This is a genomic window from Amnibacterium sp. CER49, from assembly GCF_029846255.1.
Lineage (GTDB): Bacteria > Actinomycetota > Actinomycetes > Actinomycetales > Microbacteriaceae > Amnibacterium.
The window spans coordinates 350,897-369,556 of record NZ_JARVWQ010000002.1 but is presented as its reverse complement, the minus strand read 5'-3'; the positions used below and the strand labels follow the sequence as shown (position 1 = coordinate 369,556).

Genomic DNA, 18,660 nt, shown 5'->3' with positions numbered 1-18,660 from the left:
TAGGGCCGGGTCCCGACACCGCTTCCCGGCCGGACGCGGCAGGGCAGCGCCGCGACTCCGGCGGCCTGGCGCGGCGGGGCGACCGGTCGGGCGGGGAGGTCGCCCGCATACTGCTCTGATGGTCCGCCGCGCCGTGCTCGCGCTCGCGGCCGTCCTCGCGGCCGCCGCGCTCGGGGTGCTGCCGCGGGCCGCGGTCGAGGCCGCGCCCCGCTCCCCTGCCGCCGCGGTGGAGCAGGCGGTCGCGCCGCACCTCGACGCCGAGGGCTACGACGTCTCGTTCCCGCAGTGCGGCACGCCCCTGCCGTCCGGGCAGGCGTTCGCCGTGGTCGGGGTGAACGCCGGCATCGGCACCTCGACGAACCCGTGCCTCGCCGACGAGCTCGCCTGGGCCGACCTCTCGTCCGGCGCCACGGGTCAGCCGGGCGCCGCCGTGTACGTGAACACCGCGAACCCCGGGCAGCTCGGCTCCTGGTGGCCGCGGTCCGACCGCACCCGCACCGGCGCCGCGGTCGAGAACCCCCGCGGCCGGTGCACCGGCGCCGAGGACGCGGCCTGCGCCTACGTGTACGGCTGGTCGATCGCGGCCGACGACGCCTTCGCCCGCGGCGTGAGCGACCCGGCCGAGCGGTTCTGGTGGCTCGACGTCGAGACGATGAACACCTGGAGCTGGAACACCCGCACGAACACGGCGGTGCTCCAGGGCATGGCCGCGCTGCTGCAGCGCGTCGGCGGCGGGGTCGGCCTCTACTCGACGCACCGGCAGTGGACGACGATCACCGGTGGGGGCGACATGCCCGCCGAGCTCGAGGGGCTCCCCGACTGGCTGTCGGGCGCGACGACCGCGGCCGAGGCCCGGGCGCACTGCACGTCCGCGCCGCTGACCCGGGGCGGCGTCGTCACGGTCGTGCAGTGGGTGACCCCGGAGCTCGACGGGGACCTCGCCTGCCCGCAGCCGACAGCGGGACCCGCCCCGCTCGTGACCGGTCGCGCCGCGGTCGGCGGCGACCTGCTCGCGGCGCCCGGCACCTGGCACCCCCGCGACGCCTCCCTCGCCTTCCAGTGGCTCCGGGACGGCGCGCCGATCCCGGGTGCGACCGGCCGTGACCACGCCGTGACCGATGCCGACGCGGGCGCCGACCTCGCCGTCGTCGTCACCGGCACCCGGGGCGGCGCGGCACCCGTCTCGCGGCGCAGCGCCACCCTCCACGTGCCGGCGCCGGTGACCGCGCCGCACCCCGCGAGCACCGGTCTGCTCGGCACGCGCTAGCGACCTGCGGCGCGCCGCGCAAGCCTGCCGGTGGATCCGCGGAACGGTGCGATGCTGGACCCGTGACCGACGACGTTCACGGAACCCCCGACGTACCCAGCTGCCTCGCCGACGGCACCCGCATGACCGCGACGATCATGGGCTGGCGCTGCTCGTTCTGCGGCGCCTTCGCGCTGCCGTCCGCCGCCTGATCGAGCGGGCCGCCCGCCGCGCACCGAGCGCGTGCGCAGCGGATGCCGGGCGAGTTCTTGTCCGGTGCCCGGAGCTGTGTCAGCGGCGCGCAGCAGGGTGGAGGCCATGAGCCCGATCGCGACCCCGGCGCCCGCTGCGTCCACGTGGAGCATCCCCGTCTGCGCCGCGGACGGCATGCGGATGACGGCGACGATCGTCGGCTGGCGCTGCCCGCTCTGCGGGGCGACCGAGGTCTGAGTCCGAGACCGGATCAGCGACCCCGGTCAGTCCATGCGCGCTCGCGCCGCGCGGACGAAGCCGTAGAGCCCCGCGGCGATCCAGCCGATCGCGATGACGACGAGCGCGATCCCGCCGGCGGGCGCGTGCGCGATCGCGTGGATCGACCCGTCGAGCCCCGTGGCCTTCTTCGGGTCGGTCGTGAGCGCGGCGATGGCGAGCAGCACGCCGACGCCCACGACGGCCACGCCGCGGGCGATGTAGCCGGCCTCGCCGAGCACGACCACGGGCCGGTGCCACTGCCCGGAGGGCACGTCGATGTCCTTCTCGAAGCCGCGCTTGATGCCCTTGACGGCCAGCCCGACACCGATGGCGACGACGACGAGCGCCACGAGCAGCAGCAGCACCGGGCCACCGGGCAGCGAGAGCACGTCGGCGCTGCCCTTCTTCGAGCTCGACGACGCGTTCGACCCCGAACCGGTCGCGAAGCGCAGCGCGGTGAAGGCGATCACGAGGTAGAGGAGCGCCTTCGCCCAGTCCTTCCCGCGCTCCGTCCACCGCTTCTTCGCGTCGGGGTTCCTCACGAGCGCACCGTCGACGGCGTACCAGACGGCCAGGGCGAACGAGCCGAGGACGGCGATCCAGAGCAGCACCGCGCCGCCCGGGGCCTTGGCGATGCCGGAGAAGGCGCCCGTCTGGTCCGGGCTGCCGCCCGACGTCCCGCCGGTGGCGATCTGGAGTGCGAAGACGCCGACGAGCAGCTGGATGAGCCCGGACACGGCGAAACCGGTCCTGGCGGCGGCCTGGAACGCCGGGTTGCGCTTCGCGGCGCTGGCACCCTGCTCGGCCTGCTGCTGGACCTGCTGCGGCTGCGGCATGGCCTCGCTCCCTTCTCTCGTCGTGATGATGGCGGAGCCGGAGGCCTCCGCCCCCGTTCCTGAGGGCAACTCTCAGGGTTCACTCAGGGAGCGCTGGACGCCCTCCCACGGCGGGACGAGCGCTCCGACGCGCCCGAGGCCGAGGAACGGGCCGAGCAGGCGACCCGCGAGCGTGGCGCGGAACGCCTCCGGGTGCAGGCGCACCGTGTGCCGCGTCCGCTGCGCGGCGCTGCGGAGCCGGCTGCCCGAGAGCACCGCGCGCGACGACACCGCGACGGCCGCCCCGAGGTCGAACCGGATGCGCGCCGTCGCCCCGAGGTGCACGGTGAGGTCGAGGTCGTCGTGCACGTCCGGGTCCTCGCGATGCACGACGTCGCGGACGGCACGCCACGCCTCCGCCCGGATCGCGAGGTTCGAGCCGTAGAGGGGCACCCGCCCGAGCAGCAGCCCGCCGACGAGGCCGAAGTACAGGCCGTAGTAGCAGGACGCGGCGAGCGCTGCGAGCGGCCGCGGCAGGTCGACGAAGACGCCGGGCCCGGTCAGACCGGTGAGCGCGGGGTCGGCCACGAAGCGGTCCGCAATGCGGCCGAGCCAGTCGACCCCCGGCACCGCGTCGGCGTCGAACCGCACGAGCACGTCCCCCCGGGCCGCGTCGAAGCCCGCCGCAGCCGCGGGCAGGATGCCCTGCCGCGGCTCGTGGACCAGACGCGCTCCCGCCGCGGCCGCGACCGCCGCGCTGCCGTCGGTCGAGCCGTTGTCGACGACGATCGTCTCGAACGGCGCGGGGTCGAGCGTCGCGACCGCCTCGAGGCACCGGCGCAGCAGCACGGCGTCGTCGCGCACCGGCAGGACGAGCGAGATCCGGGGCGCACGGACCGGGGCGCTCACACCTCGATCTCGCCGCCGACGCGCCGCAGGTGCTCGCGGAACGTGAAGGTCGGGTCGGTGGCCCGCCGCTCCAGGTAGTCCTGCAGGTGCACCTGGTCGCGGAGGGAGACGCCCTCACGGATGCGCGCGGCCTGCCGTCGCTCGGTGTCGCGGATGCCCTCCGCGGCGTCGAGCACCGCCTCCAGGTGTTCGGCGGGGACGAAGAGGACCCCGTCGTCGTCGCCGAGCACCACGTCGTGCCCGTCGACGGTCCACTCCCCCACGCGCGCCGACGAGATCGCCTCAGGCGATCGCTCGAGCACCTGCAGCGGCCCGGTCGGCACGCTGCCGAGGCTGAACAGCGGCAGCCCGATCGACCGGATCTCGGCGGTGTCCCGATGCAGGCCCCAGATCACGATGCCCGCGAAGCCGGCGGCGGCCGCCTCGAGCGTCACGAGGTCGCCGACGCAGCTCTCGTCCTCGCGCCCCCCGTCGTCGACGACGAGCACGTCGCCCGGCTCGGCGCGCTCGAAGGCCTCGAGGAACACGTCGACGCTGCCGACGTGACGCGCGGGGGCGACGCGGCCGGCGAGCCGCATGCCCGGCGCGACCGGCTGCACCCGCCCGGGTCCGCAGCGCACCTCGACCCCGACGCGGAGGCAGCCGTCGGCGACGTGAGCGGTCGACAGCGCCGCGAAGCGTTCGCGCAGGGTGGTCGGATCCATCACTCCTCCTGGGCCGGTGCGGTCACCCTAGCCACGCCGCCCGCTCCCCCTTCTTGAGAGGCACCGCCACACGGGCCGAACGTTCCCTGGTGATCTCCAGGAAGCGGGTCCACCATTCGGCATCGTCCCGGCGACCACGCCGGCGGCATCCTCGAACCCAAGAAGGACTGGTGAGGGACGTGAACACCCTCCTGATCATCGTCGCGGTCATCGCGGTCATCCTGCTCATCGTGGGCGGGGTCGGCTCGGCGCTCCACTTCCTGCTGTGGATCGGCGGCATCCTGCTCGTGCTCGCGATCATCCTGTTCCTCGTCCGCGCCCTGACCGGCCGCCGGACGCTGTAAGAGGAGCGACCCCGGCCGGCACCCACCGGCCGGTCCCGCCGCCCGACCCGGAGCGGCGTACCCAGCACAAGGAGGAACCCATGAGTATCGGCACCGGTGCCGTCCTGTTCGTGATCGGCGCGATCCTCGCGTTCGCCGTGCACGTCTCGGTCGGCTTCATCAGCCTCTCGACCGTCGGCTACATCCTGATGGTCGCGGGCATCGTCGTGTTCGTGGTCGGCCTGCTGCTCGCGATCCGTGGGCGCCGCAGCGTCTCCACGGTCTCGTCCGACGTCGACCCCGCCTCCGGCGAGCGCGTGACGCGCAGCAGCACCAGCGCGGACGACGTCGTCCGCTGAACCGCTGAGACGGCACCGGCCCCGTCCGCCCCGCGAGGGGCGGCGGGGCCGTTCCCGTCGGTGCACACGGTCCGGTGCGGACGTGCCGGACGCCCAGCGGATCCGCACCTGGAAGCCCTTGTGCGGCGCCCCCGGCCCGTGCTGACCTGGATCCTCTTCCGGCGGCGCGGCCGGTGCTCGGGCGCACCCGCGTCGCCGCCGGCCGGGACCAGCGCACGGACGGGGGCTTCGATGATCGACTGGAACGCCATCGTGCTGACGGGCGGCCGCGCGAGCCGCCTGGGCGGCATCGACAAGTGCGCGCTCGAGGTGCGCGGACGCCGACTGCTCGACATCGCGCTCGCCGCCACCGAGCACGCCGCGGCCCGCGTCGTGGTCGGACCGCAGCGCGAGGACCTGCCCGCCGGCGTCCGCGCGGTGCAGGACACGGAGCCGTACGCCGGCACGCCCTCTGCGGTCGAGACGGGCCTCGCGGCGCTCGCCCCGTGGGCCGCTCCGATGACCGCGGTGGTCGCCGCCGATCAGCCCCGCGCCGACGACGCGCTCGCGGTGGTGCTCGCGTCCGTCGCCCCGTCGACCGACGCGGAGGCGTGGGTCGCCGTCGACCCGGGCGGCGAGCCGCACGCGCTGCTCGCCGTCTACCGGACCGAGGCGCTCGCGCGCGCGATCGCCGAGGCGCGCCGCGAGGCCGGTACCCCGGGCCGCAAGCTGCGCGGCATCCTCCCGCGCCTCGCGGTCCAGCCCGTCCGTCTCTTCGGCTACCTCTGCGCCGACATCGACACCCCGGTCGACCTCGTCGAGCACGGGATCGATCCGGCCCGGGTGCTGCCCGCGCGGGTCTGACCGCGGCTTCGCGCGTCCGCGGCGGGGCACCCCCGCAGACGGGGGACGCGCTTCCACACTGGCCGGGTGAAGCGCCGCGCCTCCCTGCTCCTCGCCGCTCTCGGGGCCCTCGCCGCGGTGGTCTGCGCCCCCGCTGCCGCGCAGGCCGCTCCGGTCGCCGGGACGAGCACCACGACCGCGAGGACCATCGGTGCGGACGTGTCGTACCCGCAGTGCGACGGGCACGGCGGCACGGTCGCCGGATCGCTCACGGGCACGCCGGCGTTCGCGGTCGTCGGCGTGAACGGCGGCGTCGCGACCTCGACGAACCCCTGCCTGCGCGCGGAGCTCTCCTGGGCGGCGGAGGCCGCCGGCGACACGACCGCGCCGGCATGGTCGGTCTACGTGAACACGGCGAACCCGGGTCTCGCGGCGAGCTGGTGGCCCTCCTCGAACACGACGAAGGCCGGCACGAGGCTCTCGAACCCGAACGGCACCTGCACCCACCGGGCGGGGGCGGCCTGCGCCTTCGTCTACGGCTGGTCGCTCGCCGAGCAGGACGTGCTGAAGGCCGGCGGCTTCGCGAAGCCGGGACTGACGTGGTGGCTCGACGTCGAGGCGGCGAACACGTGGAGCCGCGACCGCACCGCGAACCGTGCGGTCCTCGAGGGCATGACGGCCGGGTTCCAGACGGCGGGCATGAAGGTCGGGCTCTACGCCCTCCGCACCGACTGGGCCGACGTCGTGGGCACCGTGCCGTGGACCAGTCCGTTGACCTGGCTGCCGAGCTGGCTGGCCGGCGCGTACACCCACTGGGAGGCGATGAAGGCCTGCGCGGGCGCCCCGCTCACCCGCGGTGGCCGCATCGCGGTCACCCAGTACCTGCCGGACGGCGCGCAGATCGACTCCGACGTCGCCTGCGCCGTGCTGCACGGGCCGACGCCCGTCGTCCGCGGCACCGCCGCCGCGGGCACGTGGCTCAGCGCCTCGGCCGGTGCGTGGCCCGCCGGCACGTCCCTGACGTACCAGTGGCGCCGGAACGGCACGGACGTGCGCGGCGCCACGAGCCGCTCCTACTACGTGCACCAGAGCGACCGAGGCGCGGTGGTCTCGGTGCGTGTCACGGGCACGAAGGCGGGCTACTCCCGCGCATCGGCGACGAGCGCCGGGCACCGGATCCCCTGACGGTCGCCGGGCGGGTCGGTCAGCCCGTCGACGAGCTCGACAGGACGTCCGAGCCGGCGATCTTGAGGATCCCGTCCTGCGGCACGAGCCGGTACGACGTGACCTCGGTCGTCACCCGGCCGCTGTCGTAGTAGTAGACGACGGTGGCCTGCGCCGTGTCCGGCGCGGAACCGGACACGTCGCGCACCGACACCCGGTCGACCGGTGCCCAGAACGCGTCGTACGCGGCGCGGCCGCCCGCGTGGTTCTGCTGGTAGTCCGCGGTCATCCGCGGCCACGCCGCGTCGAGGTTCCGGGGGACGAGCGAGTAGTACGTCGTGATCGCGGCGGCGAGCTGCGCGGAGGTCGGCGAGCCCGACACCGGCGCGGACGTGGCGGGCGGCGCGCTCGACGGCGCGGAGGAGGCAGCCGTCGACGTGGGGACCGGCCTCGGTGCGGTCGTGGCGGTCGGCTTCGGCGTCGCCGAGGGGCTGCTCGACCGGCTCGGAGTCGGCGGCGCCGAGTCCTGCCTGGTCGGCGCGCTCCGCTGCGTCGTGGGGGCCGGCGGGCTCGCCGTCCGCCGGTTCGAGAGGATGGCCGGCACCAGCAGCGAGAGCGCGATCACCACCGCTGCGGCCGCGGCGAGCACCAGCAGGGCCGTGCGGCGTGCTCGAGGGTCGTCCGCCGGGACGGCGCCCGAGGGATCGCCGGGTCCGCCGCCGTCGGCGACGGACGGCTCGCTCGCCGGCGGGTCGGCGAGCAGTGCCGGGGTGGCCGCAGCGCGCCCGGCGCGGGCCGGCTCGGCCCGGACGCGTTCAGCGCGGGCGGGTTCGGCGTGCGCGGGTTCGGCGTGCACGGGGTCGGCGTGCACGGGGTCCGCGAGCAGGGCCGCGGCGGCGAGCCCGGCTCCCCCGACCACGGCTGCATCCCGGCCGCGGATCCCGCGCCGCTTCCCGGTCTCGGCGAGGGCCTCCGGCTCGCCCTCCGGCTCCTCGAGGTCCGGCTCGCGCTCGACGGCCGGCTCCGGCTGGTCCACCTGCTCCGGCTCCTCGACCGGGTGCGGCTCGTCCACCGCGTCCGGTTCCCCGACCGGCTGCGACTGCTCGGCGGGCACGGGCTCGGCGACGGCTGCGGCGGGCATCGCCGCACCGGCGGGTTCGCCCTCGTCCGGCGCCCCCGCGTCGCTCGGGAGCACCGCGGGCTCGACCGGCAGCGCCGTCGTCGGATGGGACGGGTCGACCCCGTCGGCGTCGGGCAGGGTGACCGGCAGCAGCGGGACGGTGGGCGTGTCGCCCACGGTGCCGATCTGCGCCTGCAGCGCGCCGAGCCGGGTCGCCACCTGCGTCATCGTCGGCCGCTCGTCCGGCTCCCCCGCCATCATCGCGTGGAGCAGGTCGGTCAGCACGCCGGCACGGGCGGGCGGGGGGAAGTCGCCGAGCGCGACGCGGTGGAGCGTGGCGATCGAGTTCCCGTCGGAGCCGAACGGCGGCGCGCCCTCGACGGCGGCGTAGAGGGTGGAGCCGAGCGAGAAGACATCGGCGGCGAACGTCGACTCATCGCCCCGCGCCACCTCGGGTGCGAGGTAGGCCGGGGTGCCGTGCACGAGCCCGGTCGAGGTGAGGGACGCGTCGCCGAGGGCGTGGGCGATGCCGAAGTCGCTGATCATCGCGCGGCCGTCGTCGTCGGCGATGAGCACGTTGCCCGGCTTCACGTCGCGGTGGACGATGCCGAGCGCGTGGGCCGCGGCGAGCGCCGACGCGATCTGGGCGCCGATGCGGGCGACGTCGGCGAGCGGCAGGTGACCGCGCTCGTGCAGCACGGCCGACAGGGGCACCGACGGCAGGTACTGCATGATCAGGCACGGCTGGCCGTCCTGCTCGATCGCGTCGAAGACGAGCACCGCGTGCGGGTGGTGGAGCCGGGCGCTGATGCGCGCCTCGCGCATGGCGCGGTTCTTCGCGAGCTCGGCCTCCTGGTCGGAGACGCCGACCTCGGTGCGCAGCCGCTTGACCGCGACCGGGCGCTCGAGCAGCTGGTCCCAGGCCTCCCAGACGACGCCCATGCCACCGGTGCCGATGCGCCGCTCCAGGCGGTAGCGCCCGCCGAGGAGCGCAGCGGGGGCAGTCACCTCGGCCCTCCTGGTGTCGCTGATCGGCCGATCCTACGGCGGGATCACGAGCGCGCATCCAGGAGACCCTCAGATGGTGGTGACCCTCGGTCAGCCTCCGGGCAGCGCCACGACCTCGGCGTCCGGGTCCGTCACGGCCTCGCGCTCGAGGCGCCGCAGCTCGGCCTCGGCGGCGCGGGCGTACTCGCCGAACCGGGCGGGATCGATGACCGACGCGGAACGGGGGCGCACGTTGCCGACGCAGAACGTGCCGACGGCCTCGCCGGACGCCGAGTGCAGCGGGAGGCCGGCGTAGAAGCGCATCTGCGTGAAGTCGATGAGCGGGCTGTCGCGGAACCGCGGGTCGTCGAACGAGTTCGGCACGATCAGGAGCTCGTCCTGCCGCACCGTGACATCGCAGTGGCTGAGGGCGCGCGGCACGGACCGGGGCCGGGGGCCGGTGGTCGCGGCGAACACCTGGCGCTCGTCGGACAGCAGGCTCACGTACGCGAGGTCGGCCCCGAACTCCTTCTTCGCGGCGTCGATGAGGCGTCGCAGCTCGGGCCAGCCGCCATCGGGCGCCTCGTCGATCACGCGGACGGCACCGGCCCAGTCCCAGCCCGGCTCGGGCACCGCCGGAGCGGGTGCGGTGCGCACCGCGGCGGCGCGGGCGAGCGCGGGCGCGGCGGCCGCCGCGAGCTCGTCCGCCCAGGCGTCGTAGACCTTCGGCGAGCCGAGGGGACGCCCCAGCTCGGTGCGCCCCGGCGACAGCTCGAGGTACACGGCGCGCTCGAGGCCGCCGACCACCTCGCGGGTCGTGGTGTTCAACCGGTCGGCGACCCGCTGCCCGAACGATCCGTACAGCGAGTCGTAGGGCAGCACGGAGCGCACGGGCTGGATGCCCGCGACCACGAGCTCGGCGGCGGGGGCGCAGCGCGCCTGCAGCAGGTCGAGGAGCGCGACGAGGTCGCGCCGCCACTGGTCGACGGGGGTCCACCGGACCGCGTCGTTCATCCCGGCCACGAGGACGACGAGGTCGACGCCCTCGAGGGGGCGCTCCCCGAGCCAGGACGAGGCGGCGGCGAGGCTCATCGTCTCCTCGCCGACGAGGTCGACGTCGACGGGCCTGCCGGTCCCCCGCTCGAGGGCGCGGCCGAGCGCGCCGGTCAGCGCGAGCTGGTGCGTGAGCACGCCCCAGCCGTGCACCGGGCCGTTGCCGAGCAGCAGCACCCGCAGCGGATCCGCCCCGGGCGACCGGTACGTGGGCGCGTCCATCGGCTGGGGCGCCGTCGAGCCGGCGGCGAAGGTCTTCAGGTACCAGAGCTTGGCGAGCACGCGCAGGGCGCCGGTGGGCATCGAGAGTCCTTCCTGCCGTTCCCGGCGTCGGACCACTGAACCATCCGGGCGTCGCCGCACCGCCGTGACAGGCCGATCGGCGCCCACCAGGGGTCGCCGCACGCCTCATGGCGGGCTCATGGACGGTGCCGAGGACCGAGGCCGCTGCGGTTCGTATCGTCAGGCCGTGATCGAGTCGGTGCGCCCCGGGACGAGCGGGCCCGAGCCCACGAGAGCGGTGCAGCACGTCATGGGCACCGTCGTGTCGTACGACCTGCGCGGTGGCGGCGACCACGCCGGCGCCGTCGCCGCGGCGCGACGCTGGTTCGAGGAGGTCGACGCCCGCTTCAGCACCTACCGGGAGGACAGCGAGGTGCGGCGGTTCTCACGGGGCGAGGTCGCCGAGCCGAGCCCCGACCTCCGGGCGGTGATCGCCGCGTGCCAAGCACTCGCACGCGCGACGGGCGGCCTCTTCGACGCGACCCCCGCGGACGGCTGGTTCGACCCGTCCGCCTGCGTGAAAGGCTGGTCGGTCGACCGTGCCGCACTGCTGCTCGCCGAGCACGGAGTGACGGACTTCAGCCTGAACGCGGGCGGCGACGTGCTCACCCGAGGCCGTCCCGGCCCGGGCGCCCGCTGGCGGGTGGGCATCCAGCACCCCTTCGAGCGCGGCGCGCTCGCGACGCTCGTCGAGGGCACCGATCTCGCCGTCGCGACGTCCGGCACCTACGAGCGCGGCGCCCACCTGCGCGACCCCCGCACCGGGCTCGCAGCCACCGGACCCGCCTCGGTGACGGTCTGCGCCACGGACCTCGCCACCGCGGACGCCTGGTCCACGGCCGCGTTCGCCCTCGGCGACGACGCGGCGGCCTGGCTCGCGGCGCAGCCCGGGCTCGAGGCCCTCGTCATCACCCTCGACGGCCGCACGGTCCGCACCGCGGGCTTCCCCACGGGGTCCCCCGTGCCGATCCGCGCCCTGCCCGCGGCGCCGCCGCTGCCCGGCGTCCGCTAGGCGGCGACGGATGGACCTCTAGGCTCGAGGCGTCCGCCGGTTCCCTCGCGTTGCGCTCCGGCAGCCCTCCCCCGGTGCGCCGCTGCGTCACCGTCCGCCCGAGGAGCCCGAAGTGACCGGTGCCGCGTCCCCCGGCGAGGCCATGCCCTCGCGGCGCCGCACCGCCACGATCGTGATCCTCGGGCTGCTCGTCGCGCTCGGCCCGTTCACGATCGACCTGTACCTGCCCGCGTTCCCGTCGGTGCGGCGCTCGTTCCAGGTGAGCGACGTCGCCGTGCAGCTGACGCTCTCGGGCACGATCCTCGGCTTCGCGGTCGGCCAGCTGCTCGTCGGGCCCTGGAGCGACCGGGTCGGCCGGCGGGTGCCGCTGCTCGTCATGGCGGCGCTGCACGTGACCTCGTGCCTGCTCGCCGCGGTGGCCCCGACCGTGACGGTGCTCGCGGTGCTCCGCGTGCTGCAGGGCGCGGGCGCCGCGGGCGGCGGGGTCGTCGCACAGGCGACCGTGCGCGACCTGTTCGCCGGCCGGGCGCTCGTGAAGATGCTCGCCCGCATGGGGCTCGTCTCGGGAGCGGCGCCGGTGGTCGCGCCGCTCATCGGCTCGCAGCTGCTCCGCGTGCTCGACTGGCGAGGCCTCTTCGTGAGCCTGGCGGTCTACGGCGCGGCCGCCCTCGCGCTCGCCGCGGCCCGCATCGGCGAGACCCGGCCCGCGTCGACGCGCGGCTCCGCCGGGCACGACACGATCGGACGCCGCTACCGCGCCGTGCTCACCGACCGGGTGTTCGTCGGTGCGGCGCTGCTCGGGGGCATGCAGTTCAGCGGCCTCTTCGCCTACCTGTCGACCTCGTCGTTCCTCTTCCAGGAGGTGTACGGCCTCACGCCGCAGCTCTTCGGGCTGCTCTTCGCGACCAACTCGGTCGGGATCATCGTGGGCTCGCAGCTCTCCGCCCGGCTGATGCGCCGCACGGGTCCGCAGTGGGTGCTCGTCGTGACGACGGCCGTGCAGCTGCTGAGCGGCGGGACGATCCTCCTCGTCGGCGGCGCGGGTGCGCCGCTGCCGGCCGTGCTCGTGCCGCTCTGGTGCTTCGTCGCCGCCTGCGGCTTCGCGTTCCCCTGCGTCTCGGTGCTCGGGCTCGCGCACCACGGCGAGGAGGCGGGCACCGCCGCGAGCCTGCTCGGGGCGGTGAACTTCGGTTTCGCGGGGCTGCTCTCGCCGCTCGTCGGCCTGCTCGGCATCGCCTCCGCACGGCCGATGGGGATCGTCATGACCTGCACGGCCGCGGTCGCGGTCGCCGCGCTGTGGGTGCTCGTCCGGCCGCGCACGGTACCCCCGATCGGCGCGTGATGACAGCGGTGGGATTCGGGGGCTGGCGCACGCCGTCCCGCACGGCGAGGATGGCGGCCGTCCCCCGGCGCCGCTCCCTCCCCGCTGCGTCACGCGTCGCCCAGAGATCCGATGCCGGGCTCGGCGTTCGGCAGCCGGTGGACCGGAGCAGCGGGAGGGGGACCTGATGACGACCGATCCGGACCAGTCCGGCGCGCAGCACCGCGCGCACCGCCGCGGCACCGACCGACGTGCGGAGCGACCCGCCCCGGGCGTCGTGCTCGGCGGCCGCTACCGCCTCGGCGACGAGATCGGCACCGGCGGCATGGCGCGGGTGTTCGAGGCGACCGATCTGAGGCTCGGCCGCGCCGTCGCCGTCAAGGTGTTCCGCGCCGACCTCGCCGAGGCGGTCGACCCCCAGCGCACCACTCGCGAGACCCGGCTGCTCGCTGGGGTCGACCACCCGTCGGTCGTGTCGGTGCTCGACGCGTCCCCGGTCGGCTCGCCGATGCGGTACCTCGTCATGGAGCTCGTCGACGGGCGGGACCTCGGCTCGCTGCTGCAGCGGGGGCCGCTCAAGCCCGACCTCGGTCGGCGCATCGCCGCCGACATCGCCGGCGCCCTCGCGATCCTGCACGCGCGGGACGTCGTGCACCGCGACGTGAAGCCCGCGAACATCCTGGTGCTGTCCGACGACGAGATCGAGCGCACCGGCATCACCGCGAAGCTCACCGACTTCGGCATCGCGCGCGCGATCGACCCGTCGCGGATCACGACCGCCGACTCGATCGTGGGGACCGCGGCATACCTGAGCCCCGAGCAGGTGCGGGGCGAGAGCGCCGGGCCCGCGAGCGACGTCTACTCGCTGGGCCTCGTGCTGGCGGAGGTGGTGAGCGGCGCCCGCGCCTTCCCGGGTGCCGCCGCCGAGGCCGCCGTCGCGCGGCTGTCCGGACCACCGCCGCTGCCGCTGCACGCCTCCCCCGGGCTCGCCGCGCTGCTCGCGCGGATGACCGCGACGGATCCGGCTGCCCGGCCGAGCGCCGCGGAGGTCGCGGAGGCGCTGCACGGCGAGCTCGCGGGCGGGATGACCGGCGGCGAGTCCACGGACACCGCGCCGGTGCCGCTGCTGCCCGTGCCGCCGCTCGCTCCCGCGCCCGCCGCGGCCGCCGCGCTGCCCGCCGCCGCGGCGATGTTCGACGGTGCCCCGGCCACCGCCGACGACGGCGCCTTCGCCGCGCTGATCGCCGGCGACCGGTCGCGCAGCGACGAGGCCTCCGAGCCGCACCGGCGCTCACCGCTCGTCGCCGCCGGCATCGGCGCCCTCTCGGTCGCCGTGGTCGCGTCAGTGGGGCTCATCGTCTCCGCCTCGGCCCTGCAGAACCCGCTCGCGGTGCTGCCGGTCACGAGCCCGGCCACCGCGGGCGGCACCGTCCCGGCCGGGTCCGGCGCCACCGCCGGGCCCGGGACCGTCTCGCCGTCCGCGCTCCCGACCAGCGCAGCGCCGACGGCGAGCGCACCCCGACGGGCGCCGAGTCGAGCCCCGTCGAGCCCCGCCGCGGCCGCGCCGCCCGCACCGGTGGCCTCCACGACCACGACGTCGTCCTCCCCGTCCACGTCGCCGACGAGCAGCCCGACGAGCAGCCCGACGCGCACAGCGACGCCGACGCCCACGCCGACCGCGACGGCCACCCCGACGCCCACACCCACGCCGACACCAACCCCCACGCCCACCCCGACGCCCACGCCCACGCCGACCGCGACGCCCACCCCGACGCCCACACCCACACCTACGAAGCCCGGCAAGAAGCGGGTGCCCGGCGGCGTGCAGCCCGGCCCGGGGCCGCACGGCTCGGGCGGCGCGACCCCGTCGGCGTCGGCCCCTCAGTGACGGCGCGCTAGAACCACTCGCCGAGCACGGGGGTCCGCGGCGATCGGAGCAGCACGTCGGCGCGTGCGGCGTCGCCCGGCCGCCCCTCCCGCACCACGCCGGCGCGCGTGAGGGTGTCGACCGGCACACCGCCGAGCAGCAGCGAGCCGAGCGCCGGCGCGTCGAGCGCCAGCGACGGCACCCCGTCCGGCACCGCAGCGATCTGCCGGGCCCTCCCGGTGCGGTCCTCCCCCACCTCGAGCAGCCACCGTCCGGCCGCGTACCCGTCGGGGTCGTCGACGTCGAGCGCCAGGCGTCCGGTCGCCGCGTACCCCCGGGCGCCGAGCGCGCCCGGGACGTCGAGCACGCGTACCCAGAGGTGGTCCTGCTCGGTCTGGCGGATCGCGCGCTGGTCCGACACCATCCAGCGCAGCGGCTCGTCGACGCTGCGCAGCCGCGCCTCGATGCGACCCACGAGGTCGTGCTCGAGCAGGAAGCGCCACAGCGCCGCGTACGCGTCGTCGGTCGCGGCGACGAGGTGGATCACGTGCAGGGTGCCGTCGGCGAAGTCGTCGAGGTTCGGCTCGATGCGGTACGAGCAGTAGCCCTGCGGCGCCCCGGCCTCGTCGTCGTAGCGCACGAAGCGGCGTTCCCGCGTCCGGTCGCCCTCCGAGGGCCGGCCGAGCAGCCCGGTGAGGAGCAGGCCGCCGAGGTCGAGCTCGCCCGGGGTGCGACGCCTCGCCGCATCGAAGATCCCGGGGACGTCGGCGAGCAGCGCGTCACGGCCGACGTACCGGACGCGGCCGGCTGGTGCAGGCCCGGTCCAGCGGATCCGCTTCGTGCGGATCGTGAGGGCGGCCACGCGGACCGCAGGCCCGAAGCCGTAGCGGCTGTAGATCGTGGCCTCGGAGACCGTGAGGATCGCGAGCGGCAGACCGGCCCGCACGGCGGTGCGCAGCTCCGCCTCGAGCAGCTGCCGGGCGATGCCGCGGCGGCGGTGGGTCGCCGCGACGCTCACCGACGTGATCGCCCACGCGCCGACCGGAGCGGGGCCGGGCGCGGTCAGCTCGGCCGGGAACACGCCGATCGTGCCGACCACGGGCTCCGGCGCGTCGTCGTCGACGACCGCGAGGGTGCGGCGCAGGCGGCGGTCCTCGTACTGCTCGGCGACGGACTCGTCGGTCGGCGCCGGGTCGGTGAAGCCGCGGGCGTCGGCCTCGAGCCAGGAACGGACAGCGGGCGCGTCGCCGGGGTCCACGAGCTCGAGCCGGAGGCCCTGCGCGGCGAGGGCGGCGGACGCCTCGGGGTCCGGCGGCAGGGACAGCAGGGGGTCGCTCACTCCCCGAGGCTACGGGCCAGACTGAGGCGCATGCTCGACGCCGCCGAAGCCGACGCCCTCCGCGACCGCTGCACCCGCTTCGTGAACGGGCACGGCCCCGTCCGTGCCGCGTCGCTGCTCGCCGGGATCGCGCCCGACACCGCCGTCGACACCTACGGCGACGGCGGCGTCGTCGCGGAGCTCGAGGCGGAGGTGGCCGCGCTGCTCGGCAAGCCCGCCGCGGTGTTCCTGCCGAGCGGGATCATGGCGCAGCAGGCGGTGCTGCGCGTGCACGCCGACCGGCGAGCGCGGCGCACCGTGCTGTACCACCCGATGTGCCACCTCGCCCGCCACGAGGAGCAGGCGCTCGAGCGGCTGCACGGCCTGATCGGCCGCCCGGTCGGCGAGGCGCACCGGCTGATCGCGCTCGCGGATCTCGAGGCCGTCGCCGAACCGCCCGCGGCGCTGCTGATCGAGCTGCCGCAGCGCGATCTCGGCGGCGAGCAGCCGCCGTTCGACGCGCTCGAGGCGCAGGTGGGCTGGGCGAGGTCGCGGGGCGCGGCGGCGCACCTCGACGGCGCCCGCCTCTGGGAGTCGTCGGCCGGCTACGAGCGGCCACCGGCCGAGATCGCCGCGCTCTTCGACTCGGTCTACGTGTCGTTCTACAAGGGCATCGGCGCGCTGGCCGGGTGCTGCGTGGCCGGCGAGGAGGACGTCGTCGCGGAGGTGCGCGAGTGGCGGCGGCGGCTCGGCGGCACCCTGTACGGGCTGTGGCCCGCGGCGGCGTCGGCCCTCGGCCTGCTGCGCGAGCGGCTGCCGCGCATGCCGCGCTACCTCGAGCAGGCGCGGGCGATCGCCGACGCCGTACGGCCGGTGCCGGGGATCCGTGTCGTGCCGGACCCGCCGCAGACCCCCATGCTGCATCTCCTGCTCGAGGCGCCGGCCGAGGCCGTCGAGGAGCGCATCCGCCGCCTCGCCGAGGAGGACGGGGTCTGGACCTTCCGCGGCGCCGGCGGCACCCCCGACCCGGCCGTGCAGCGCGTCGAGCTGGCGATCGGCGACGCGACCTGCGCGATGACCGCGGACGAGGTCGCGGGCGTGCTCGCACGCCTCGTCACGCCGCGATGACGAAGGGGTGCCCGCGGTCGCTCGCGGGCACCCCTCCTCGATCGTCCGGCTAGCGGGTGACGCCGAAGTACGCGTCCTCGCCGTGGCCGGTGCGACCGCCGAACGTCGCGCTGGTGCGCATGTCGGTCCAGTACGCCGCGACGCCGCTCGGCGTGACCGCGATGTTGCTGTAGTCACCCAGGAACGTGGTCGCGTACGGGAAGGCCGCGTTCGCGGTCGCCGCGAACCAGCGGTCGTTCTTCGTCGGGTCGGACAGGGCGGTGCTGACCAGGGTGGTGGTGAAGCGGAGCGAGCCCGCCGTCGTCTCGGTGCTCACCGAGTAGCCGTACAGGTGGTTCGCCGAGTCGTACGAGCGGTCGAACGCGCCGATGCGCAGCCGGCCCGACGCGTCGTAGGCGCCCCACGGCATGAACTGGTCGTTCGCCCGCGCCAGCGCCGTCGGCGCCGACCAGTGCCGGCCGTAGTCGCTCGACTGGCTGACGACCACGTCGGAGTTCGTCCTCGCGGCGTACGGGTCGGCCGGTGCCGGCGTCACGCTGTTGCGCATGTCGGACCAGACGACCGCGAGGTGGCCGGGGTGCGTCGGGTCGCTCGTGATGTTCCCCGCGGCCCAGGAGCGGAACAGGCTGTCCTGGTAGGTCTGACGCCCGAACGCGATGGGGTAGTCGGTCGCGCCGTCGATCGTGCGCGCCACGGTGAAGGGGCCGGCGACGAGGGCGCCTGTCGCCGGGCTGACCTCGGAGACCACGTAGTCGTCGCGGTAGTTGTCGGAGGCGACGGTGTTCAGGAAGGCGACGAACACGCGCCCGTCCTTCGTCACGGTCGGCACGGACACGAAGGCCTGGTCGAGGGGCCCGGAGACCACGACCGGCGCGGACCACGTCCTGCCGTAGTCGTGCGTGACCGTCGTGTGGATCCGGGCTGTGACGATCGCGCCCTTCTGGGCCTGCCGGAAGTCCCCGAAGCTGACGATCGCGTTCCCTGCCCCCCACGCCGCGATCCACTCCTTGTCGAGCAGGTCGCCGACGCTGCCGGAGTTGCCGCTGCCGGATGCCACCCGGACGGACGTCCAGTTGCGGCCGCCGTCTCCGGAGTTCGCCACGACGATGTCGGGGTTCGTGGCGCCCTTCGCGCCGGTGAACCCGAAGCCCAGCGTGGCGTAGTAGGCGTGGCCGGTCGCGTCGAACGCGATGGAGGGGTCACCGGTCGCCTGGTAGGCCGAGTTCGCGTTGATCGGGTACTCGCTCCACGTGCGGCCGCCGTCGAACGTGACGTGGGCGCGGGACAGGACCGACTCGGCCACGTGACCACCGGGGTTGGAGCGCAGCTGGTAGTCGTTCGCGCCGCCGATCAGGTTGTTCGCGTTCGTGGGGTTCACCGCGATCGCCGTCTCGTTGTGCGGGTTCTGGCCGTCGCAGTCGGTGTTCACGTTCGCGGTCGGCGACCCGGACGTGGTGCAGATCGGGACCCCGGGCTTGGTCGCTGCGCCCTGCCCGAGCGCGGCTCCCGTGACGGGCGCCGCGGCACCGGTGACGTTGTGCAGGAAGTCGACGGGGTTCGTGTCGTCGCCGCCACCGCCGCCGTCCGCCGCGGCGTGGGCGGCGGGCGCGCCGAGCGCGACGAGGAGGGCGCTCGTGGTGAGCGCGAGCAGGAGGCGGGGTGTTCGGGAGGACATGGGTACCCTTCGCTCGAGCGGCTCGCCGGTGAGCCGCCTCGATCCGGACCTTAGGCACGGGTAGAACGACCCGTCAACCGACTA

At 75.6% G+C, this 18,660-nt stretch carries 18 protein-coding genes; 11 read left to right on the top strand and 7 right to left on the bottom strand.

The window, feature by feature from the left end; translation table 11 throughout:
- The first annotated feature begins 118 nt into the window (after positions 1–118).
- The 3 genes from QDR37_RS11685 (at position 119) to QDR37_RS11675 (ending at position 1,696) form a co-directional block, all read left to right on the top strand.
- Positions 119–1,267 (top strand): hypothetical protein, encoded by a 1,149-nt coding sequence (locus QDR37_RS11685; RefSeq protein WP_279713948.1) that lies wholly within the window; start codon positions 119–121, stop codon positions 1,265–1,267.
- Positions 1,268–1,329: 62 nt separating this feature from the next.
- The gene (locus QDR37_RS11680) at positions 1,330–1,458 is read left to right on the top strand and encodes a hypothetical protein (RefSeq protein WP_279713947.1); all 129 of its coding nucleotides are present in this window, start codon (positions 1,330–1,332) and stop codon (positions 1,456–1,458) included.
- A 106-nt stretch (positions 1,459–1,564) separates the two neighbouring features.
- Positions 1,565–1,696, top strand: coding sequence for a hypothetical protein (locus QDR37_RS11675; RefSeq protein WP_279713946.1), 132 nt, complete (start codon positions 1,565–1,567; stop codon positions 1,694–1,696).
- 26 nt (positions 1,697–1,722) lie between these two features.
- Here the strand turns inward: QDR37_RS11675 and QDR37_RS11670 are convergent, their stop codons facing one another.
- The 3 genes from QDR37_RS11670 to QDR37_RS11660 form a co-directional block, all read right to left on the bottom strand.
- Positions 1,723–2,553, bottom strand: a complete 831-nt coding sequence (locus QDR37_RS11670) for a DUF1206 domain-containing protein (RefSeq protein ID WP_279713945.1) — start codon at positions 2,551–2,553, stop codon at positions 1,723–1,725.
- Between the two features lie 72 nt (positions 2,554–2,625).
- Entirely contained in the window at positions 2,626–3,441 is an 816-nt protein-coding gene (locus QDR37_RS11665; protein WP_279713944.1) for a glycosyltransferase family A protein, read from the bottom strand.
- Positions 3,438–4,145 (bottom strand): RraA family protein, encoded by a 708-nt coding sequence (locus tag QDR37_RS11660; RefSeq protein WP_279713943.1) that lies wholly within the window; start codon positions 4,143–4,145, stop codon positions 3,438–3,440. Before QDR37_RS11660 ends, QDR37_RS11665 begins: the two co-directional genes overlap by 4 nt.
- Before the next feature lie 170 nt (positions 4,146–4,315).
- Between QDR37_RS11660 and QDR37_RS11655 the strand changes: the two genes are divergently transcribed.
- The 4 genes from QDR37_RS11655 to QDR37_RS11640 all read left to right on the top strand — a co-directional run bounded on the left by QDR37_RS11655 (position 4,316) and on the right by QDR37_RS11640 (position 6,834).
- A complete protein-coding gene (locus QDR37_RS11655) occupies positions 4,316–4,489 on the top strand; it encodes a hypothetical protein (RefSeq protein ID WP_279714903.1) in 174 nt (57 codons plus the stop codon).
- A gap of 80 nt (positions 4,490–4,569) precedes the next feature.
- Entirely contained in the window at positions 4,570–4,827 is a 258-nt protein-coding gene (locus QDR37_RS11650; protein ID WP_279713942.1) for a DUF6458 family protein, read from the top strand.
- A gap of 231 nt (positions 4,828–5,058) precedes the next feature.
- Positions 5,059–5,670, top strand: a complete 612-nt coding sequence (locus tag QDR37_RS11645) for an NTP transferase domain-containing protein (protein WP_279713941.1) — start codon at positions 5,059–5,061, stop codon at positions 5,668–5,670.
- A gap of 66 nt (positions 5,671–5,736) precedes the next feature.
- Positions 5,737–6,834 carry a hypothetical protein gene (locus QDR37_RS11640; RefSeq protein WP_279713940.1) on the top strand — a complete coding sequence of 366 codons (1,098 nt, stop codon included), beginning with the start codon at positions 5,737–5,739 and terminating at the stop codon, positions 6,832–6,834.
- A gap of 19 nt (positions 6,835–6,853) precedes the next feature.
- Here the strand turns inward: QDR37_RS11640 and QDR37_RS11635 are convergent, their stop codons facing one another.
- Entirely contained in the window at positions 6,854–8,941 is a 2,088-nt protein-coding gene (locus QDR37_RS11635; protein ID WP_279713939.1) for a protein kinase, read from the bottom strand.
- A gap of 90 nt (positions 8,942–9,031) precedes the next feature.
- Positions 9,032–10,276: a GDSL-type esterase/lipase family protein gene (locus QDR37_RS11630; protein ID WP_279713938.1), complete on the bottom strand. Its 1,245-nt coding sequence runs from the start codon at positions 10,274–10,276 to the stop codon at positions 9,032–9,034.
- Positions 10,277–10,442: 166 nt separating this feature from the next.
- Here QDR37_RS11630 and QDR37_RS11625 point away from each other — a divergent pair, with 166 nt between their 5' ends.
- The 3 genes from QDR37_RS11625 to QDR37_RS11615 all read left to right on the top strand — a co-directional run bounded on the left by QDR37_RS11625 (position 10,443) and on the right by QDR37_RS11615 (position 14,476).
- A complete protein-coding gene (locus QDR37_RS11625) occupies positions 10,443–11,267 on the top strand; it encodes an FAD:protein FMN transferase (RefSeq protein ID WP_279713937.1) in 825 nt (274 codons plus the stop codon).
- 112 nt (positions 11,268–11,379) lie between these two features.
- On the top strand, positions 11,380–12,609 hold the full coding sequence (locus tag QDR37_RS11620; RefSeq protein ID WP_279713935.1) for a multidrug effflux MFS transporter: 1,230 nt from the start codon (positions 11,380–11,382) through the stop codon (positions 12,607–12,609).
- 166 nt (positions 12,610–12,775) lie between these two features.
- Positions 12,776–14,476, top strand: coding sequence for a serine/threonine-protein kinase (locus tag QDR37_RS11615; RefSeq protein WP_279713934.1), 1,701 nt, complete (start codon positions 12,776–12,778; stop codon positions 14,474–14,476).
- Between the two features lie 7 nt (positions 14,477–14,483).
- Here QDR37_RS11615 and QDR37_RS11610 read toward each other — a convergent pair whose 3' ends face one another.
- Complete coding sequence (locus tag QDR37_RS11610) at positions 14,484–15,794, bottom strand: GNAT family N-acetyltransferase (protein WP_279713933.1); 1,311 nt, start codon at positions 15,792–15,794, stop codon at positions 14,484–14,486.
- A gap of 30 nt (positions 15,795–15,824) precedes the next feature.
- Between QDR37_RS11610 and QDR37_RS11605 the strand changes: the two genes are divergently transcribed.
- Complete coding sequence (locus QDR37_RS11605; protein ID WP_279713932.1) at positions 15,825–16,901, top strand: beta-eliminating lyase-related protein; 1,077 nt, start codon at positions 15,825–15,827, stop codon at positions 16,899–16,901.
- A gap of 49 nt (positions 16,902–16,950) precedes the next feature.
- Here the strand turns inward: QDR37_RS11605 and QDR37_RS11600 are convergent, their stop codons facing one another.
- The gene (locus tag QDR37_RS11600; protein ID WP_279713931.1) at positions 16,951–18,576 is read right to left on the bottom strand and encodes a sialidase family protein; all 1,626 of its coding nucleotides are present in this window, start codon (positions 18,574–18,576) and stop codon (positions 16,951–16,953) included.
- Positions 18,577–18,660 lie beyond the last annotated feature (84 nt).